16 protein-coding genes are annotated in these 20058 nt (G+C 42.2%); 5 read left to right on the plus strand and 11 right to left on the minus strand.

The window, feature by feature from the left end; all coding sequences use genetic code 11:
- Positions 1 to 87 precede the first annotated feature (87 nt).
- Positions 88 to 1812, minus strand: coding sequence for a diflavin flavoprotein (locus tag V7K53_RS10955; protein WP_335197540.1), 1725 nt, complete (start codon positions 1810 to 1812; stop codon positions 88 to 90).
- A 109-nt stretch (positions 1813 to 1921) separates the two neighbouring features.
- Here V7K53_RS10955 and V7K53_RS10960 point away from each other — a divergent pair, with 109 nt between their 5' ends.
- Positions 1922 to 2767: a pantothenate kinase gene (locus V7K53_RS10960; RefSeq protein ID WP_335197541.1), complete on the plus strand. Its 846-nt coding sequence runs from the start codon at positions 1922 to 1924 to the stop codon at positions 2765 to 2767.
- Positions 2768 to 2975: 208 nt separating this feature from the next.
- Here the strand turns inward: V7K53_RS10960 and V7K53_RS10965 are convergent, their stop codons facing one another.
- Entirely contained in the window at positions 2976 to 3791 is an 816-nt protein-coding gene (locus tag V7K53_RS10965) for an alpha/beta fold hydrolase (RefSeq protein ID WP_335197542.1), read from the minus strand.
- 192 nt (positions 3792 to 3983) lie between these two features.
- Positions 3984 to 4478 carry an NUDIX hydrolase gene (locus tag V7K53_RS10970; RefSeq protein ID WP_335197543.1) on the minus strand — a complete coding sequence of 165 codons (495 nt, stop codon included), beginning with the start codon at positions 4476 to 4478 and terminating at the stop codon, positions 3984 to 3986.
- Between the two features lie 715 nt (positions 4479 to 5193).
- Between V7K53_RS10970 and V7K53_RS10975 the strand changes: the two genes are divergently transcribed.
- Positions 5194 to 5361 (plus strand): hypothetical protein, encoded by a 168-nt coding sequence (locus tag V7K53_RS10975; RefSeq protein ID WP_012412073.1) that lies wholly within the window; start codon positions 5194 to 5196, stop codon positions 5359 to 5361.
- Between the two features lie 170 nt (positions 5362 to 5531).
- On the opposite strand, the gene argH is transcribed toward V7K53_RS10975, so the two are convergent.
- The 6 genes from argH to trmD form a co-directional block, all read right to left on the minus strand.
- Positions 5532 to 6917: an argininosuccinate lyase gene (gene argH, locus V7K53_RS10980; RefSeq protein WP_335197544.1), complete on the minus strand. Its 1386-nt coding sequence runs from the start codon at positions 6915 to 6917 to the stop codon at positions 5532 to 5534.
- Positions 6918 to 7021: 104 nt separating this feature from the next.
- Complete coding sequence (locus V7K53_RS10985; RefSeq protein ID WP_292814745.1) at positions 7022 to 7228, minus strand: hypothetical protein; 207 nt, start codon at positions 7226 to 7228, stop codon at positions 7022 to 7024.
- Positions 7229 to 7334: 106 nt separating this feature from the next.
- Entirely contained in the window at positions 7335 to 8123 is a 789-nt protein-coding gene (gene larB, locus V7K53_RS10990; protein ID WP_335197545.1) for a nickel pincer cofactor biosynthesis protein LarB, read from the minus strand.
- Between the two features lie 197 nt (positions 8124 to 8320).
- Positions 8321 to 10105 (minus strand): ABC transporter substrate-binding protein, encoded by a 1785-nt coding sequence (locus tag V7K53_RS10995; protein ID WP_335197546.1) that lies wholly within the window; start codon positions 10103 to 10105, stop codon positions 8321 to 8323.
- Between the two features lie 62 nt (positions 10106 to 10167).
- Entirely contained in the window at positions 10168 to 10653 is a 486-nt protein-coding gene (gene ispF, locus V7K53_RS11000) for a 2-C-methyl-D-erythritol 2,4-cyclodiphosphate synthase (RefSeq protein WP_335197591.1), read from the minus strand.
- Between the two features lie 35 nt (positions 10654 to 10688).
- On the minus strand, positions 10689 to 11414 hold the full coding sequence (gene trmD / locus V7K53_RS11005; RefSeq protein WP_335197547.1) for a tRNA (guanosine(37)-N1)-methyltransferase TrmD: 726 nt from the start codon (positions 11412 to 11414) through the stop codon (positions 10689 to 10691).
- A 539-nt stretch (positions 11415 to 11953) separates the two neighbouring features.
- On the opposite strand from trmD, the gene V7K53_RS11010 reads away from it, so the two are divergent.
- Together V7K53_RS11010 and cphA are read left to right on the plus strand one after the other, a co-directional pair.
- The gene (locus V7K53_RS11010) at positions 11954 to 12817 is read left to right on the plus strand and encodes a cyanophycinase (RefSeq protein ID WP_179068376.1); all 864 of its coding nucleotides are present in this window, start codon (positions 11954 to 11956) and stop codon (positions 12815 to 12817) included.
- A 174-nt stretch (positions 12818 to 12991) separates the two neighbouring features.
- Positions 12992 to 15697 carry a cyanophycin synthetase gene (gene cphA, locus V7K53_RS11015; protein WP_335197593.1) on the plus strand — a complete coding sequence of 902 codons (2706 nt, stop codon included), beginning with the start codon at positions 12992 to 12994 and terminating at the stop codon, positions 15695 to 15697.
- 45 nt (positions 15698 to 15742) lie between these two features.
- Here the strand turns inward: cphA and tatA are convergent, their stop codons facing one another.
- On the minus strand, positions 15743 to 15916 hold the full coding sequence (gene tatA, locus V7K53_RS11020; protein WP_100902930.1) for a twin-arginine translocase TatA/TatE family subunit: 174 nt from the start codon (positions 15914 to 15916) through the stop codon (positions 15743 to 15745).
- 1013 nt (positions 15917 to 16929) lie between these two features.
- Here tatA and V7K53_RS11025 point away from each other — a divergent pair.
- Entirely contained in the window at positions 16930 to 18261 is a 1332-nt protein-coding gene (locus V7K53_RS11025; protein WP_335197548.1) for a flavin-containing monooxygenase, read from the plus strand.
- Positions 18262 to 18560: 299 nt separating this feature from the next.
- Here V7K53_RS11025 and V7K53_RS11030 read toward each other — a convergent pair whose 3' ends face one another.
- Positions 18561 to 19985, minus strand: coding sequence for a serine/threonine protein kinase (locus V7K53_RS11030; protein WP_335197549.1), 1425 nt, complete (start codon positions 19983 to 19985; stop codon positions 18561 to 18563).
- Positions 19986 to 20058 lie beyond the last annotated feature (73 nt).

Below are 20058 nucleotides of genomic sequence, written 5' to 3' on the forward strand. Positions count from 1 at the left end.
TTTATTGGGCATTGGGCATTGGGCATGGGGCATGGGGCATTAGTTATTAATTATTCTCTCTGCTCCTCTGCTCCTCTGCTCCCCTTGTTAATAATGGTTTCCGACTTTGCGGTGATGTACAGCAGTCAAACTTTCTGGTTTAGAAACCCGTCCAGCATAGACTGTGCTGTATACTGCCCAATGGTCGCCGCAATCCATTCTGCTGATGACTTCGCACTCCATGTAGGCGAGTGCATCGTTGAGGATGGGCGCACCATTTTCGGCTGGCTGAGTTCTCACACCTTCAAAACGATCTGCGCCAGGAGCGAACCGTTTCAAAAAGTGTTTCATTAATGCTTGAAAATTGCCTTCTTCTAAAACGTTGAGAACAAAGCGATCGCCTACTTGCATGAGTGATTCAATTGCCCGATCTTTGGCGACTGCAATGGAGAATCCCAATGGTTTAAAGCTAGCTTGAGCAACCCAAGAGGCTAGCATCGCACTGGATACATCGCCTTTTTTGGCAGTAATAATATATAACCCACCGCTAATTCTACCTAATGCTTTATCTAAGTCAGCACCAAGAGATTTCATGGCTTTGATGTTGCGATCGCGTGTTACCCATTGAGCTAAGTCTGTACCCGCTTCTTCACACAACTTGTAGGTATTTTCCGTAGGCGTTTGTTTAATCCGAATCGCTGGAAAAACTGTTGTCAAACCCAAATTACGGAATTTACTCAGCAAAGGATCTATTGGCTCATCATCGCCACCACCGGTTTCAAATACGCCGATAGCTTGCTTTTCTTTGGCAGATCCTAAAACTGTGCTGAGTGCAGCTTGGATATTCGCAGCGCCAGAAGCCGGAGGTAATCCAACGATTAGCCCAGCACAGCGGCTAACTAGTTCCCGCAGTTCTTGTAAATCGACTTCAGATCCCAAATCGACAATTTCCACTGCGACACCAGTTTTACCGATACCATTGGCAATTGCTTGCGCGAGGCGATCGCTATATCCGTATTCAGAAACGTAAAATATTCCAACTGCCGTTTCTGGCTTGGTTTGGCTTTGGCTCCAAGTGCGGTAACGTCCAACTAGTTCCTCAACATTGTGAGATAATAATGGCCCGTGTCCTGTGGCAATCATGTCGATGGTTTTTAGTTCTCCCATCCGCTTCAGGGCAGACAAAACCGAGCGGGCATTTGGCCCCATCAAGCAATCGTAGTAGTAATGAAAGTCTTCTTCAATCGCTGCTAAGTCTTCATCAAAGGTGCTATCTGAGCAGTAGTGCAATCCAAAGGCATCGCAGGTGTAGAGAACTTTGGTTTTATGGTCGAAGCTGAAGATGGTATCCGGCCAGTGTAAATTTGGAGCAATCACGAATTCAAATTCATGCCCATTGCCCAAATCTAAGCGATCGCCATTTTTCACAATCCGCCGTTTAAATGGCTGATGTACCAAATCCTCAAGAAACTGAATCGCCACTTTAGAACCGACAACGGTTATTTCTGGAGCCATTTGCAGCAAATCTTTAACTAAACCGCTATGGTCTGGTTCAGTGTGACTGATAATTAAATAATCAATCTCTGTTGGGTTGATTAGTCCAGTAAGCGTATCAAAGTATAGTTGACGAAACTTTTCATGGGAGGTATCAACTAAGGCAGTCTGCTCCCCGCGAATGAGAAACGAGTTATAAGTAGTACCGTTTTGCAGGCCAAACTCAATATCGAAGCGATCGCGATCCCAATCCAAAGAGCGAATAGCCGTCGTCTCTTGAGCAATCTCTACAGTCTGTATGGTGAGCCGTTTTTCAGTTTTTTCGGTGAGCGCTACCATAACTCCCTCCTTGACACAATGAGTATTTGTTCCTCTTCTTTTATTGTGACACGGCTTGAATGTTAATTTTTATTAAAAAACCTATAGTTGACTTAAAAAAGTTAAAAGTGTGAAACCGCAGAGCCACAAAGAGGAAATTTGGCTAGCCTTGGAAATTGGGAATTCTCGGCTGCATTGGGCATTGTTTGTTGGCGAGACACTTTACTCAGCTTGGGATACCGACTATTTTCCTGAGTCTGTCATACAACATCTAGCTGAATTTCAAACCCTAGATGATTTATTGCTGGCAATTTCTCCAAGCCATCAACAAAGTAATTTTCTCACAAATACTCCACCCCTTTGCGCTTTTGTCTCTCTGCCTCCGTGCCCTCTTCTCCTCGCCTCAGTAGTTCCCAGCCAAACTGCTATTTGGCAAACTTACCCAAATGTTCGCGTTATTACCTTAGACCAAATACCACTAAAAGGCGTATATCCCACACTAGGAATTGACCGCGCTTTAGCTTTGTGGGGTGCGGCGAAAACTTGGGGTTTTCCGATGTTGGTAATTGATGCTGGTACAGCGCTAACTTTCACGGCTGCGGATGTTAATCAGTGTCTAGTTGGAGGTGCAATTTTGCCAGGGTTAGGTTTGCAATTTGCAACTCTTGGTCAACAAACAGGACAATTACCATTAGTAGAAATGCAAAACTTTCCGTCTCTACCAGCACGTTTTGCTCTCAATACTAAAGAAGCAATTCAAAGCGGAGTAATTTACACAGTATTAGCTGGAATCAAAGATTTTATGGAAGCATGGTGGGATTTATTTGCTGATGGTAAAATTGCAATTAAAGGGGGCGATCGCACCTTATTAATTAACAATTTGCAAGCTTTATATCCTGAAATTGCAGCACGTTTAATTGTGGAACCAAATTTAATTTTTTTGGGAATGCAGAAAATAGTAATGAATGATAAATAAGGCAAATGACCAAATTAATTAAGTATTTCCCAATACCAAAAAATCAAAATTTATGGATATAAGCTAGAACGGAGTTGCCTCAAACTAATCGATGAACATCATCTCTTGACAAAGTTGCAGCTTACTTTACTAGAATTGTAGGGGCAAGTAATTGCAATGTTTATTTAATTAAAATAAACTTTTTATTATAGATATAAGTTTCTTAAAATTACCAATTCCCTTTAATAAACTCCTGAATTTCGGTCGCCACAACCTCAGCACAAGATTCTGGCAAATCGTTTCCGGCATGGGCAATCATTTTCAACTCGACTTTCGGTATTAGTTGAGCATAAACACGGCTTCTGGCTAAAGCATCTGGGATATCTTGACCACCTTGTAAAATGAAAACTGGGACATCTATCATGTAAAGCTGCTTTTGCAGTAATTCCGCCTCAATTTCCACTTGTCGCCGTTTGAAAAGTAACTGGCAACCTATGGGATACGGCAGTAGCGATTGACGCAACTGCAAGTCTTGTGCAATTTTTTCATGCCAACCCAGGATTTTAGTCAAAGGAGTTAGCGATCGCAACAATTTAACTACTAGTGGTGGATAATTCAATAATCGCCGCATCTTCTGGCAATACTCTTCTTGTCCTGCTATCTCTACGCCCTCTGGTGCTAGCAGTACCACACCATCAACTTTCTCTGGATACTTTAAAGCATAGCTAGCAGCAATCCAACCCCCAAGAGAATGCCCCACTAAATATACTTTTTCTAGCTTCACAGCTTGCAAAAATTCAGCTAAACACTCAACTTGTAAATCTATCGAATGGTGGATATTAGGATTTTCTGATTCACCAAACCCTAACAAATCAGGTGCAAAACAATGAAAATCTTGTGCAAGGGACTCCATCACAGATAACCATTGACTGCTCTCATTCCAAGCACCATGTAAAAAAATTATAGGAGTTTTTTCACCGACTTCACGCCAGAATAGTAACCCTTGAGAGAGCTTTCTCCGGGAGTTACGGAATAGTGTATCCATTTTATTTAGTAGTTAACTTTTAGCACCATAATAAATAGTCATTAGTCATTAGTCATTAGTCAAATTACAAACGCAAAAATATGGTGCGATTCGTTTAGCGTCTCCTTGGGGGAAACTCTCGTAGAGAAGATTCCTTAAATCATAACTTTGGTGGCAAATGACCAATGACCAATGACAAATGACAAAATATTATTATGCCAGTGTTGTCAAGCCATTCAAGTAGTCTTGCAACTGCCGAGTATGGTCGTGAGACATCTTTTCTGAAGGTAGTAAACTGGCAGAGAAAGCTTGGATTTCCATGACTTCTAAAGTGTCTTGAATCTCCATTGTCCCATACACTTCGGCTTCAACCACAATACAAATTGAATGGATTCTGGGATCGCGGTCTGGTGCAGAGTAAACTCCTACCAAACGGTTAATTTTCACCAATTCTAGCCCGGTTTCCTCCATCAATTCCCGACGGACTGTATTGGGAATATCTTCTCCCCAATCCACAATTCCCCCAGGCAATGACCAAAGACCATTGTCGCGCCGCCGGATCAGTACAATCCGACCATCGGGTAAAATTGGGATGATACTAGTGCCAGTAATGGGATGACGAAATATTATACCCAATACTGTTTGTCCAATACGCCATAAGCTACGTGTGGACTCTACAGCTGCCGGAAAAAAAGCAATAACGTTCAATCTTCAAAATTTATGTGTTGTATTCTATAGTTCCCTACCACTTAACATAGGCTCAACTAATAAAATCTTTGCTGAGTTTTGTTTTATACAAAAATGTTTGTGGGTTGAGATTTTATTCTCACGATTTACGTAGAATATTATCAATTCTAACATCAAGTTTCAATAGAAGCACTGTATTTATCTATACATAAATTTTATTGGGCCAAGTAAATTTTCAGTTTCTAGCTAGCATTAGTGCTACTGAAACTAGCTGTTACTAATAGATTTTTAGAACACATTAAAAAAAATAAGATGAATAATAAGTCAAAATATAAAATTCTGAGTTTTGAATTTATAAGAGCCAATTAAGTAGGGTTTAAAATCTACAATTAATTAAAGACCATTAAATGAAATATTGAACTCTATGCTTAAACCCACCTCTGCCTCCTGAATTATTTCTTGATAATATTGATTTGTTTCAAGAACAACAACTAATGAGCAAATTTACAATCTATTTGACAGATTGGAATCTCAGAAAAGATATTTTTCGTCTTGCTGGTAGGGATCATTCATAATTTTTATTGACAAAGTTAGGTATAATGCGATAGACTAGTACACTGTTTAAAGCGTATTTATTGCTGCACTAGGCTAAAAGTATATCAATAACATTGGTAGCTAATATTGCCTACGTGATGCCTAGTTACTACTTTTTTGTTGTTTATTAATAGAGGTGAACATGGCCAAGCGCCGTAACCCGAAAAAAGAAAAGGCGCTACGTAACCAGGCGTATGCCAGAAAGTTTCGTAAACGGACTACGACAGGAAGAATGCAGAGAAGGTTCCAACAAAGACCACCAAAGAGTGAAGAAGAAGAAGGCGCAGCAACAGCAGCTGACACTGACTAAGCTGCTTGCCTAAATCCTTATTGTTTGGGTTATTTACCTTTTGGGGCGCACATTTATTTGTACGCCCTTATTTATTTTTGGGGATTGGGGCATTGGGCATAGAGAAAATATGAGGGAGACAAGGGAGAAATTTATTCAAAAACTCCCTTGTCTCCTTTTCCTCAATTCCTCTATTGAGCAATTTGAGCACGGGCGGCTATGAGTGCTTTGTTTACCTGTACAAAACCAGTACCTCCGTAACTGTTGCGGGCAGCAACAACTTGACGGGGGGATATGGCCTCATAAATATCTGCTGCAAATGCCGGATGTAGTTGTTGCCACTCTTCCAATTTCAAATCTTTTAGGAGTTTACCTGCGGCAATACTAGTTTTTACCACCTTACCCACAAGGTTGTAAGCTTCCCGAAAAGGAACGCCCCGTGCTGCCAGATAATCTGCTACATCGGTAGCATTAGAAAAATCTTCCGCCACCGCTGATGCTAACCGCTGGATACGAAATTCTAAGCCTTCCCTGAGCAAAATTGTCATCGCTTCTAGAGACGCTTTGATTGTGTTAACGCTATCAAATAGACCTTCTTTATCTTCTTGTAAGTCTTTGTTATATGCCAGGGGTAGCCCCTTCATAATCACTAACATCGCTTGGAGATGACCGAATACACGTCCCGTTTTTCCCCGCACCAATTCTGGTACATCGGGGTTTTTCTTTTGGGGCATGATACTGGAACCTGTGGCACAGCTATCTTTAAGGGTGACAAAACGAAATTCTTCAGATGACCAAAGAATCACTTCTTCTGCAAGACGGCTGAGGTGAACCATAATCAAGCTAGCAGCACACAAGAATTCGATCGCAAAATCGCGATCGCTCACTCCATCGAGGCTATTAGCATAAATATCGTCAAAATTCAAGAGTTTGGCTGTGTAGTGGCGATCGATAGGAAAAGTAGTTCCTGCTAAAGCACCACATCCCAAAGGTGAAATATTCACGCGGCGAGAAACATCTCCTAAGCGTTCCCAGTCACGTTGCGCCATTTGAAAGTATGCCAAGAGGTGATGAGCTAAACTCACGGGTTGGGCGCGTTGGAGGTGGGTATAACCAGGAATCAGGGTTTCAACGTGCTTTTCGGCTATATCTAGTAAAACACCTTGAAATTCTCGCAATTCGCTTTTGATTTGTTGGATTTGGTCGCGCAGGTAGAGTCTGGTATCGGTGCCAACTTGGTCATTACGCGATCGCGCTGTATGCACCTTTTTACCCACATCGCCAACAATTTCTGTCAGTCGGCGTTCAACTGCAAAATGTACATCTTCAGCATCGATACCAGGCTGAAATTTCCCTTGGCGGTACTCTTGGCGAATTTGTTCTAAACCTGCAACCAGTTGCTCTCCTTCTTCTGGGGAGATAATGCCTGTGTGAGCAAGCATTTTGGCATGAGCTTGAGAACCAGTGAGGTCATATTCGATTAATTCAATATCAAAACTTATACTGGCATTAAAACGAGCGATCGCTGGATGCAACGCTGATTCAAACCGCTGGCTCCAAGTTTCTTTTTTGGTCATAAATTCTGAAAAGAGTGGGCGATAGTTAAGAGTTAAGAGTGAGGAGTTATGAGTTTTTGACTCTTAACTTCTCACCCCTGACTTTCAACTCCTAACTTTTAAATTTAACCGTAGCTAGTTAGATTCCGAATCATATAGCCAATAACTAAACCAATCAACAATGCCCACACTTGACCTGTTTGTATAAAGTGGCTCCAAGCTTTTTGGATCTGACCCATAACGTTTGGATCGGTGATTGTTTGTGCTAGGGCTGTCCAATTTACAGGCAAATGCCAAAGAAACTGAGATGTCAAATCGCTGTAATTGCTCATCTTTGGTGATTAAGAAGTTAGGGGTGGCAAATTTCAGCATCAGTTTATTATTTACATTAATTACTGATATTTACTGAAATATTGGATATAACTTCAATGTCTTAACTCAAGATGCAGCTGATGCCAACCGCAATTTCTCGGCAGTCCGCAAAATCTGCCCTGCTAAAACTGCTGCACCAAAACCATTATCGATGTTTACTACACCCACTCCCGCAGCACAAGAGTTAAGCATTGTCAATAAAGGTGCTAAACCGCCAAAGCTTGCACCATAACCAATGCTGGTAGGTACGGCAATTACGGGACAACTCGCTAAACCAGCGACAACGCTGGGTAAAGCGCCTTCCATCCCAGCTACAACAATCAACACTGATGCTGACTCAATCAGGTGACGGTTACTTAATAAGCGGTGAATCCCAGCAACGCCAACATCCCAGAGGCGCTGTACCTTAAAACCAGAAAGTTCAGCAGTGACAGCAGCTTCTTCAGCAACGGGTAAATCGGCAGTACCAGCAGAAAGAATGCCAATTTCACCCGCAAATTGTGGTTCGATGGTAGGGGGAGCGATCGCACAAATTCGCGCCGATTCGTAATATCGCAAACCGCTAACTTTTGATTGCAGTGCGGTATAAACTGCTGGTTCAATGCGAGTTGCCATCACTACCGGATTACGGAGACGCATCACTTCCATAATTTGAGCAATTTGATCGGGAGTTTTTCCAGGACCCCAAATCACCTCTGGGAAACCAGTTCTTAGCTGGCGATGGTGGTCAATTTTGGCAAATTCACCTACAGATTCATAAGTGAAGTCTTTGAGTGAGTCTAATGCCGTATCTGGTGTAACTTTACCATTGGCAACCGCTTCTAAGAGCGATCGCAAAGTTTTTTCATTGGTCATCAGTAATTAGCCCTTTGTCTTTTGCCCTTTGTTATTTATCAGTCGTCTAATAACTAATTCCCTATGCTCTTCATAAGTACTGAGTAATGAATCTTACTGTCTTTACTCAGAACGGGCTAAACGCTCCGCTATCGCTAATGGAACTGTTTTGCCCAATACCCAATACTTCGACTACGCTCAGTACAAGTGCCCAATGGTTAATCTTCTGTTACTTTAATTTGTTCGATATTCCAGAATGCGCCACCAAGAGCAGAGAATTTAATTCCTTCAAAACGATTACGTACCGCTGACATTGAATAAGGATTAACCAAGTAAATAAAAGGTAAATTTTCCTGAGTAATCCGCTGTGTTTCGGCATAAATCGCTTTAACTTTAGCTTCGTCCAATTCTCGTGCAGCTTGAATGTAAAGATTTCCTATTTTCGCTTCCCAAGGAGCAACCTCCCAACCCTGAATCGGCTTTTGTCCTGCTTGGGGTTTCTGATTAAACATGTGCAATCCGCCTTCAGGTGCCCAGACATTAGCACCGTCATTCGGTTCTAATCCACCAGTCAAACCCATCAAAGAAGCTTCCCAATCTAAGGAGTTAGAAGTTTTATCAGTAAAAGTATTCCATGCCAACGGAGTGAAATCAACTTGAATACCGATTTTGCTCAAGTCTTGTTTAATCTGCGATCCCATTGCCTCACGGATTTTATTTCCAGCATTGGTAAGTAAAGAGAAACGGACACGATTTCCTTGAGCATCTACTAACTGATTGTTGTTGTACTTAAATCCTGCTTTTAGCAGTAATTCCTTCGCTTTTTGCTGATTGTAATCGTAAATTTTTAACCCCTCTTTAGGGGAAAGATAATAAGGGCTTTGCACAGAAATCGGTGAATCTTGTGGCACGCCCAAGCCGCGAAAAGTGTTATTAATCATCGTTTGGCGGTCAATTGCATAAGCTATAGCTTGCCGAAATTGCACATTATTGAACCACCGAGATTTAACTGGATCGACCAGTGATTTCCCGTCCCTTTTACCTTTGTTGAGATTGAACCAAACAAATGATGTACTGGATGTTGGTCCACCATTATAAATTGTGAAATTACCCTGCTTTTCTTGCACCTTTAGCAAAGAAAAATAATCTGGTGACACTCCCACAGTATCTAATCCCCCAGAACGAAATTGCAGCAAGGAGGTATCTGTTGATTCCACAATTTGCCAAATTACTCGTTCAATATAAGGCTGAGAATTGCCTTGAGCATCCTTGCGCCAGTAGTAGGGATTGCGCCGGAAGACCACACGCTGGCTCGTGTCGTAGCGATCTATTTTGTAAGGTCCGTTGACAATAATTTCGTTGGGAGGAGTATCAACACCCCATTTTGTCAGAAAGGTTGGACTCCCATTTTGGTCTTTAGTTTTTACCGATTCTTGCAATATGTGAGCGGGCAAAATTGGTGAACCTGTACTCAGTAGGAAAGGTCTAAAGGGTTCAGGTACGCTAAACTCAACCCGGCGTTCATCGACTTTTCGCACAGTGGGCAGTTTCCGACTTTCACCAATCCGCAGTGCGTCTCTAACATCAGTAGGAATTGCTTCATTTAAGTAAATATCATTGTAGGTAAACACCACATCATCTACTGTTAATGGCTGACCATCAGACCATTTCAACCCTTCGCGTAGGGTAAAAACAATCTTTAATTTATCATCGGAAATTTGCCAAGATTCCGCTAATGCTGGCTCGACTTTAGCAGTGATTGGGTTTTGGGTAATTAACCCCTCGTAAATTAGAGGAAAAACATTGGGAAACTCTTGACTTAAAGGGTAGTTAAAAGTTTTAGGATCGCTGAGAATGCTACTTACCAATTGCGGTACTTGAGCAGATGGACTTTTAAAGTTGGCTGGGTTGCAAGCAGTAACTATAAGTGCTATTGCCGAGGTAACAATTATTGGCAGCAAACAATGTTTAATTGCCAAAAATATTTGTTTAAAAAACTTCATAATTACTAATCTATTTCCATCCTAATCTGTCTTGAATATCTTTATTAGAAGCTAAAAAAAAGTTATTCTGAAGCACCTAGCAAGACAACAACATAAGCACATATACCTTCTTCACGTCCAACAGGACCTAATTTTTCGTTAGTAGTAGCTTTGATGCCAATTTGATTTGGTTCTAATTCTAAAACAGCCGCTAGTTTGTCGCGCATCTTGTGAATATGCGGTTTTAATTTTGGACGTTCTGCTACTATCACCGAGTCAATATTTACCACCTGCCAGCCTCGATCGCGAATCAGTTGATTTACTTGGGTTAATAGTATTAAACTATCTGCTCCTGCCCATTGAGGATCGCTAGGTGGAAAATAATGACCAATATCCCCCAAAGATAATGCCCCAAGCATGGCATCCATAATCGCGTGGGTCAGTACATCGGCGTCACTGTGCCCCAACAAACCCAGTTCATGGGGAATTTGAATTCCACCTAAAATCAAAGCGCGATCGCTCACCAGTTGATGAATATCGTAGCCGTTACCAATACGAATTTTAGTCATTTGTTCAGTTGTCATTTGTCAGGAGTTAAAAATTATTATTCTCTCCCTGCTCCCTTACTTCCCTGCTTCCCCTGCTCTCCCTGCTGCAATTTATCCAAGAGATCGGGGCGGCGATCGCGGGTTTTTTGAATTTGTTGTTCGTAACGCCATCGGGCGATCGCTGCATGATTCCCACTGAGCAAGACATCAGGCACTTTCAAGCCGCGAAAATTCGCAGGGCGAGTATATTGGGGATAGTCCAATAACCCTTCCTCAAAACTTTCTGCTATGAGGGACTCAGTTTTGGCCACGGTTCCTGGGAGCAGCCGCACAACGCCATTAATCAAAGCCATTGCTGGAATTTCCCCACCAGTCAGAATAAAATCACCCAAAGATACTTCACGAGTTACCAAATGTAGCACCCTCTCATCAACTCCTTCGTAATGTCCACAAATAACTACTAACTGGTCATAATTTGTCACCAATTCTTTCAAAAGAGGTTGATTAATTGTTTGACCTTGGGGACTCATCAAAATTACTTCTCTTCGGGGTAGAATCGGCAGCGACTCCACAGCGGTAAAAATAGGTTCTGGCTTCATTAGCATCCCAACACCACCGCCGTAGGGTTCATCATCTACTTTTCGGTGCTTGTCAGTGGTAAAGTCCCGTGGATTAATCAGATGCACTTCGGCAATCTGTTTGGCTAAGGCTTTACCTAGCAGCCCAGAATTGAGAACAGAGTTAAAACAGTCAGGAAAAAGCGTAACTATATCAAAGCGCACAGTTATTCGTATTCGAGGACACTAATCTTAAATTTGAATGTCTAGCAAACACCAGCAAGCCAAGGTCGGGTTAAACTTCAGTTAAACTTTATCAATAGTATCTAAAACTACCAGACCTCCTGGATTTTAGATGGGATCAAAAGTTTTTCTAATTACTTAATTTATGTTTAAATGTTGTCACAACTACATTTAAATTAATAATCATATCAAGTTAACAACTTCCAGGATGCATCGAGCCAGCCTCAGAAAAAAGCGTAGTCTTAACTGCTCTTCCCCAACCCTAAAGGGGGAATATAGCCACTTAAAGACTATTTTGCCCTGCTACAAGTGGACAGGTGAAAAACAAGGCGCTGGCTTTGAGGAATGTGAACAAACACGTTTAGACTGAGGTTTCGTGTGCGTTAAGCGAAAATTTGGAGAGTGGCTTTCCCCAGTTCCAAACTTCCAAAAAGTGTCCTCTCGAAAGTTGCAAAGCGCAAAAATTATCAGGCAACTGAACCTTGTTAAATTCACCTGAAGTTGTTGACAGGAGAACCAAAATGCCGCAATTACAAGCTAAATCGCTAGAAATGAGGACACCCCAAGCAACTAAAACCGCCGTTCTGGTTATCGGAGGTGCAGAAGATAAAGTTCATGGGCGCGAAATCCTACGAACTTTTTTTGGACGCGCCGGTGCTAGTAAGGCTTATATTACAATTATTCCATCTGCCTCTCGCGAACCTGCCATCATTGGTGGTCGGTATATTCGCATTTTTGAAGAAATGGGTGCCCAGAAGGTAGAGATTTTAGACATCCGCGAACGAGAACAGTGTGAAGCCTCCCAGATCAAAGCATCCTTAGAAGCCTGTAGTGGGGTATTTTTGACAGGAGGAGACCAGCTGCGTCTTTGTGGCGTATTGGCAGATACACCAGCAATGGAAATTATTCGCCAGCGGGTGAGGGCGGGGCAACTTACGTTAGCAGGCACCAGTGCAGGAGCGGCGGTGATGGGGCATCACATGATTGCTGGCGGCGGTAGTGGAGAGACGCCCAATCGTTCCCTAGTGGATATGGCAACGGGTTTGGGATTTATTCCGGAAGTAATCGTTGACCAACACTTTCACAACCGTAATCGTATGGGGCGACTGATTAGTGCGATCTCAGCTCATCCCGATCGCTTAGGTATTGGCATTGACGAAGATACTTGTGCAGTGTTTGAACGTGATGGTTGGCTACAAGTGATGGGCAAAGGCAGTGTCACGATTGTCGATCCCACTGAGCTGACCCATACCAACGAACCTCATGTCGGTGCTAATGAACCGTTAACCGTACATAATTTACGTCTCCATATCCTCAGCTACGGCGATCGCTTCCACTTGTACCAGCGGACTGTATTGCCTGCTGTACACCGAATCTCCAGCTGACGGGATAGAGTATCTGAGGTTACACTGAGTTGACCGCACATTTATTATTTCTTACCGTAGAAAAATGATAAGAATACCATGTAAAAAGAAAAAACTGTTTGTAACGAACAGTTTAGCGGTCAATTCCAGTAAGAAACTAGAATTTTGGTTCCGAATCTCCATCTACCTATTCCCATGAGAATCCTCAAGATCCAGACATTACGCGGCCCAAACTATTGGAGCATTCGACGCCACAAACTGATCGTCATGCGCCTCGATTTAGAAACCCTTGGCGAGACGCCCTCGAATGAAATCCCTGGCTTTTATGAAGGATTAGTTGAGGCGCTGCCAAGTCTGGAAGGCCACTATTGTTCGCCTGGCTGTCGTGGTGGTTTTCTGATGCGAGTCAAAGAAGGCACTATGATTGGCCACATAGTGGAACACGTAGCCTTAGAACTCCAAGAATTAGCTGGTATGCATGTCGGCTTTGGTCGCACCCGCGAAACTGCCACACCCGGAATTTACCAAGTAGTAATTGAATACCTGAATGAGGAAGCGGGACGCTATGCTGGACGAGCCGCAGTACGGCTGTGCCAGAGTATCGTCGATCGAGGCCGTTATCCCAAGGCAGAGCTAGAGCAAGATATCCAAGACCTAAAAGACTTCACCCGTGATGCTTCCTTAGGCCCTTCCACCGAAGCGATCGTCAAAGAAGCAGAAAAAAGAGGTATTCCCTGGATGGCGCTGGAAGCCCGCTTTTTGATTCAGCTAGGTTATGGCGTGAACCAGAAGCGGATGCAGGCGACAATGACAGACAACACCAGCATTCTGGGCGTAGAACTAGCTTGCGATAAAGAAGCCACTAAACGTATCCTCGCTGCTGCTGGTGCGCCAGTACCCAGAGGTACAGTAATCAACTTTTTAGACGATTTAGAACAAGCAATTGAATTCGTTGGCGGCTATCCCATCGTCATCAAGCCCCTAGATGGCAATCATGGACGTGGGATCACCATTGATATTAGAACTTGGGAAGAAGCTGAAGCCGGATATGAAGCTGCCAGACAAGTTTCCCGGTCAATTATTGTCGAAAGATATTACGTTGGGCGTGACCACAGGGTACTAGTGGTAAATGGCAAAGTAGTAGCAGTAGCTGAACGTGTCCCGGCTCATGTCATTGGCAACGGTAGATCCACGATTGCCGAACTGATTGAGGAAACAAACCTTGACCCGAATCGCGGTGAAGGACATGATAACGTCCTGACCAAAATTGAACTAGACCGCACTAGCTACCAGTTGCTAGAAAGGCAAGGTTACACCCTAAATAGCGTGCCACCCAAGGGCACTATTTGTTATCTCAGGGCAACAGCCAACTTGAGTACAGGTGGTAGTGCCGTTGACCGTACCGATGAAATTCACCCAGAAAATCTTTGGTTGGCACAACGAGTAGTTAAGATTATCGGTTTGGATATCGCTGGACTCGATATCGTCACCACAGATATTAGCCGTCCTCTGCGGGAAGTGGATGGCGTGATTGTTGAAGTTAACGCCGCTCCCGGTTTTCGGATGCACGTTGCCCCAAGCGTGGGTATTCCCCGCAACGTCGCTGGTGCAGTGATGGATATGTTGTTTCCTAACGAGCAATCTAGCCAAATTCCCATCCTCAGCATCACGGGTACTAATGGCAAAACCACCACTACTCGACTACTAGCGCATATTTATAAACAGACTGGAAAAGTAGTAGGTTATACTACAACTGATGGAACATACATCGGTGATTACTTAGTAGAATCTGGCGATAATACAGGCCCCCAAAGTGCCCACGTCATCCTCCAAGATCCCACAGTAGAAGTAGCAGTACTAGAAACAGCTCGTGGTGGCATTCTCCGCTCTGGATTGGGCTTTGAAGCTGCAAATGTAGGGGTAGTATTAAATGTAGCGTCCGACCACTTAGGAATAGGCGATATAGATACCATTGAGCAGTTAGCTAATCTCAAGAGCGTAGTAGCGGAAGCTGTATTCCCTGATGGCTATGCGGTGCTTAACGCCGACGATCGCCGCGTCGCCGCCATGTCAGAAAAAACTAAAGCTAATATTGCTTACTTCACCATGAACCCCGATTCGGAATTAGTGCGGAAGCACATCCAAAAAGGCGGAGTAGCGGCAGTATATGAAAATGGCTATTTGTCAATTGTTAAAGGTGATTGGACACACCGCATAGAAAGAGCCGAAAATATACCTTTAACAATGGGCGGACGTGCGCCGTTTATGATTGCCAACGCTTTAGCAGCAAGTTTGGCAGCGTTTGTGCAAAACGTCACAATTGAGCAGATTCGTGCTGGTTTGAAGACCTTCCGGGCTTCAGTTAGCCAAACACCAGGACGAATGAATCTATTTAATTTAGGCAACTACCACGCTTTGGTGGACTATGCCCACAACGCAGCCAGTTATGAAGCTGTAGGTTCCTTTGTGCGGAACTGGACTACAGGACAACGGATTGGCGTAATTGGCGGGCCAGGCGATCGCCGCGACGAAGACTTTGTTACTTTGGGTAAATTAGCAGCACAAATTTTTGATTACATCATCATCAAAGAAGATGATGATACACGGGGAAGACTACGGGGATCAGCTGCCCAGTTGATTATTCAAGGCATCACTGAAGTTAAGCCTGATAGCCGCTATGAATCAATTCTGGATGAAACCCAAGCGATCAATAAAGGCTTAGACATGGCTCCTGATAACAGCCTGGTGGTAATTTTGCCAGAAAGTGTTACTAGGGCTATTAAGTTAATTAAGCTGCGTGGTTTAGCAAAGGAAGAAACACACCAACAAAATCCCGGCACAACTGTCATCGATTCCCAAAATGGGATCGCACCTTCTTCTGTTGTTAATACCTTGCTGTAGTCAGGAGGAGTCAGTGCGCTGACTCTTGTATTCTGACTACTTTTATTATTGTTTTTCTTCTTCCTGATTGGTTTCGTCACTGGGAGTTTTCATCTCCTCCTTAAAACCTCGTAAGGTTTTGCCTAGTGCGGTTCCCAGTTCAGGAATTTTTTTTGGCCCAAAAATTAGAACAGCGACTATGGTAATTACAGCTATTTCTGGCCATCCCAGTCCAAACATATAAATTTCCTCTAAGGCATCTGTAATTAAATATAAACATTGATGGCTCAAATCTGATGAGTTCGCCACTGATAAGCGCTCGACCCCATAGGATAACATACTATAACAATCCGATTATTTCTGAACTTCTTTGCGTGGTGCGCAAGCGCGATAGGCAGGGAGTAAGGAGTCAGCCTTTTCGAGTTATAGGAAGTTTTTCAAAAATCAAATAGGAGTTTTATATTTTGGTTACAAACTAAAACATGGGTTCAGCATTTTTTTGACTTAATTCTTTTATTTTCACATTAGCCATTACTGTTTGAGTGGTTTATTCGACACACTACTTTGATTTTTCATTCTTGGGATGTACGGAGTTTTTTCAAAAATCAAATATGATTCTTACAGTACAGTACGGAATAAATAAAACACCTATTAAAAATTAATATAACGTAAATATTGTTTACTTTTTTTAATTTTTAATTCCGCTTTGCAGTAGTAGTCACCAGCTCCCAAACTTGTCAGGCGCGTAATCCATTAAATAAAGCTTATCTTAAATTACTCAAAATTATCCATTCAAATAATTGATTCTATTTGTATTAATTGATATTTTCTAGAGATATTTTAAGCATTTTTTTCTAAATTAAAATACCGTATTCACTGCTACAGTTAGGCAGCGTCAGTTCACTTAACATTTGAAGCTAATAATAAGTTGGCAGAAATAAACACAACAATGAAGTTAAGGAATATAACATCAAGCTTCCCGATGTTTATCAATTTTTTAGTCATGTTCCAATTCTGCAATCGGAACGATATGAATCTCTAGACAAGAGAAGCCAGGGTGTTCCGAAATATATGACAACAGACCATACACAGGTAATGCCGGCAGCAATTAGAGGTATTGCTGTCAATAAATTTGTACGTATTCCCTGATGTTGTACAAGCTTTTTATATCCTCACCAGATATTCCCTAAGCAGGGGAGTGGGTTAGCTCGGTATCTTCCAAAAGTTTAAAAAATAGTCAAGTAAAATTAAGAATGATGTTGGACACTACTCACAAGCATTTAATTCTTGGGGCTGGTTTTGTCGGATTAAGTATGGCTGAAGCGCTCAAGAGCGCGAGTATTGCCTACGACCAAGTTGATGCTAGCGATGACATTGGTGGAAATTGGCATCATGGTGTGTATGAAACTGCACACATTATTTCATCACGGAAGATTACCCAATTTACCCATTTCCCTATGCCGGATAATTATCCGGATTTTCCCAGCGCTCAAAATATACGGGATTACTTAAACTCCTTTGCTGACCATTTTGAGTTACGTAAAAATATTGAATTAAATCGTCAAGTTAGCTACGTGCGGCCTGTTGAGGATAATCTCTGGGAAGTTACCTTTGATAATGGGGAACAGCGAATTTACAAAGGGATTATTATTTGTAATGGTCATCACTGGTGCAAACGTTTTCCCAAATTCTCAGGAGAATTTGATGGGGAAATAATTCACTCCAAAGATTATAAAAATTCCCAGCAACTACGTGGTAAGAGAGTTCTGGTGATTGGTGGAGGGAATTCAGCTTGTGATATAGCCGCAGAAGCAGCTAGGGTGGGAGCTAAATCTGTGTTGAGTATGCGTGAATCTGTGTGGTTTATTCCCAAAACCTTTGTAGGTGTTCCAATTTCCGATTTAACTGAATGGTGGATGCCACAATGGTTTCAGCGGTTGATGACTTATTTAATCATTCTGCTGACTTTCGGTAAGCACAAAGATTATGGTCTACCCAAACCCAAATATCGAATTTTTGATAAGCACCCAACCTTAAATAATGAGGTGCCTTACTATATTAAACACGGTCGCATTACCTATAAACCAGAGGTACGACATTTAGATGGCGGAGAAGTTGAATTTGCGGATGGTAGCCGAGAAAACTTTGATTTAATTGTTTGTGCAACTGGTTTTCATCTTGCCTATCCATTTTTAGCTCCAGAACTGCAACGGGTGAAAGGAGCAACAGTGAAATGTTATGGAGGGTCATTTCTTGAAGATTACAAAGGAATTTACTACATCGGTTGGGGACAAGCTAGAGGAGGTGCTGGTTCTGTATTGTCCGCTTTTGCACCCATATTTACCCGTTTTCTTAAACTCCAGGATGAAATTAAAATTCCTGTGGGTCTAGCCCTCAAAAAAATGGGACAGCAACTACCGACAACTCATCTTGAAGATCCGCAAAAGATTTTTCGGGAATTAAAATTAGTCAATCTGTTTTTTGAACGGATGGTTCAAAAAGCTCGCCGAATTGATTCCCAGTATTCCCAGTTTGAGAATCATCCACTCCCACCCTTGCTACAAAAATTAGTTAGTAAGATTTAGACTAAAAGTAGCCAGAAAACAACCTCAAATGTATATACCAGCAATTCTCATGATAAGAGTAGTTATCAATAGTTTCAGGGTGAAACTAACTGATGGAGCCTGGGAAACATTGAGAATGCTGCTGAATGATAAATTTAAAGTAGAACTGGCTACTGAAAACAAATTCTTAGGGACAGTTACAGAAAACCGGGGATAGCTTAAAAGTTATATCTTGTAAGGACTTCTTAAGTGGTTACTTGGCGATTCCTAATACTGTCCCTTTTCTTATGGCTTTTCAATGTAAGCGATCGCTAGCTCAACTAACTTCTCATTGGATTGGTAATTGGCAAACCCAACCAATCGCTTAATTCCTGAGCTAGCCATTCCAGTTCCGCTTCAGATTTAATTGCACCATCACTACCACCAAGTTGATATTTTTTTACTCCTACCCAAATATCCAATTGTGCGGGAACGGCAATTCTCGTGCCTTCAGAATCTTTCGTAAAATGTTTGGGAATGTAAACTAATTTATTAATACTTTGTCTTGGCGATGCACGAGGACGATAAAATTTCCAAGCAAACAACTCCCAGGTTAGGGCAATTTGTTCGGGATTCAGGCGTAAGCAGATGCGTCCAAATAAATGAAAGAAAAATTTATACACCATCATAAAGCCAGCACCCCAAAATGGAAGTGAAAACAACGCAAAGGGGATGTTGATAGGAAAAGGTGCTGAGAGTGCGCCAATTGTCCAAAATAAGATAAATGAATTCCAAACGATCGCAAATAAACCTGTAAATATTATTGATGGATCGAAACCAGATGGTGGAACGATAATTTCTAGAGAATCTCCATTTTTGGTTAATTGAATCTTACTCCCATCTGGTTTGCCAACAACTAAAGTAGGCAAGTTTGTCGGTTGTGGTTTCTCTAAAGCTGCGTAGGCGGAGCCCGTCGTAGACATCGCTTGTTCAGCAGAACTCAAACGCCGTTCTAAACTAGGTTCAATCATCCACTTTAACCAATTGCTAAAGCTGGGACTGAGATTAGCTAGTTGTTCAAACTGAATACGAAAATCCTTTTGGGGCAAATCGGCTGGGTGAGTACCCGTCACCAAGTAAATTAAAGTTGCACCTAAACTGTAAAGGTCTGATGCTGCAACAGTGCGTCCGCCAAATTGCTCTGGTGGCATATAGCCATAGGTTCCTACCACAGTTCTTGTGCCGATTTCGCTAGCCAGGACTGTCTGCACTGAGCCAAAATCTACCAAATACACTTGACCGACACTATTGCCAGAGCGCTCCCCCAATAAAATATTGCTAGGCTTAATATCACGGTGAATTACAGGCGGGTGTAGTTCATGTAGGTAAACGAGAATCTCTAAAATTGCTTTGGCTATCTGTTTGACTTCAGCTTCCGTAAAAGTCCGCCCAGTTTGTAAACATTGCTCTAAAGTTTGTGCAGGGATATAACTTTGTACTAGAGCAAATCCTTTGATGGTTGGTAAATTTACCTCAAAATAGTTTAAATAGCCAGGAATTGAGGGATGTGCTAGGTTTTTTAAAGTTTCGGCTTCTCGCTCAAACAACTTGAGTGAATCCCACTCAAAGTCACTACTAAAAGAGAGTAATTTAATGACAACTAATTTTTGAGTTTGCAAATCACGAGCTAATAGCGTCCGCCGCCCTGCTTTTTTTCCTAATAGCTGCTGAACTTCGTAGCGATCGCCTAATATTTCACCAATCATTATGTTTTCTTGTAATGCTACGGTTGAAAAGTTTTATAGCTGATAGCTTTTCAATTTGGCAAATCGATATCTT

Origin of the sequence: Nostoc sp., from assembly GCF_036917355.1 — a bacterium.
Lineage (GTDB): Bacteria > Cyanobacteriota > Cyanobacteriia > Cyanobacteriales > Nostocaceae > Nostoc.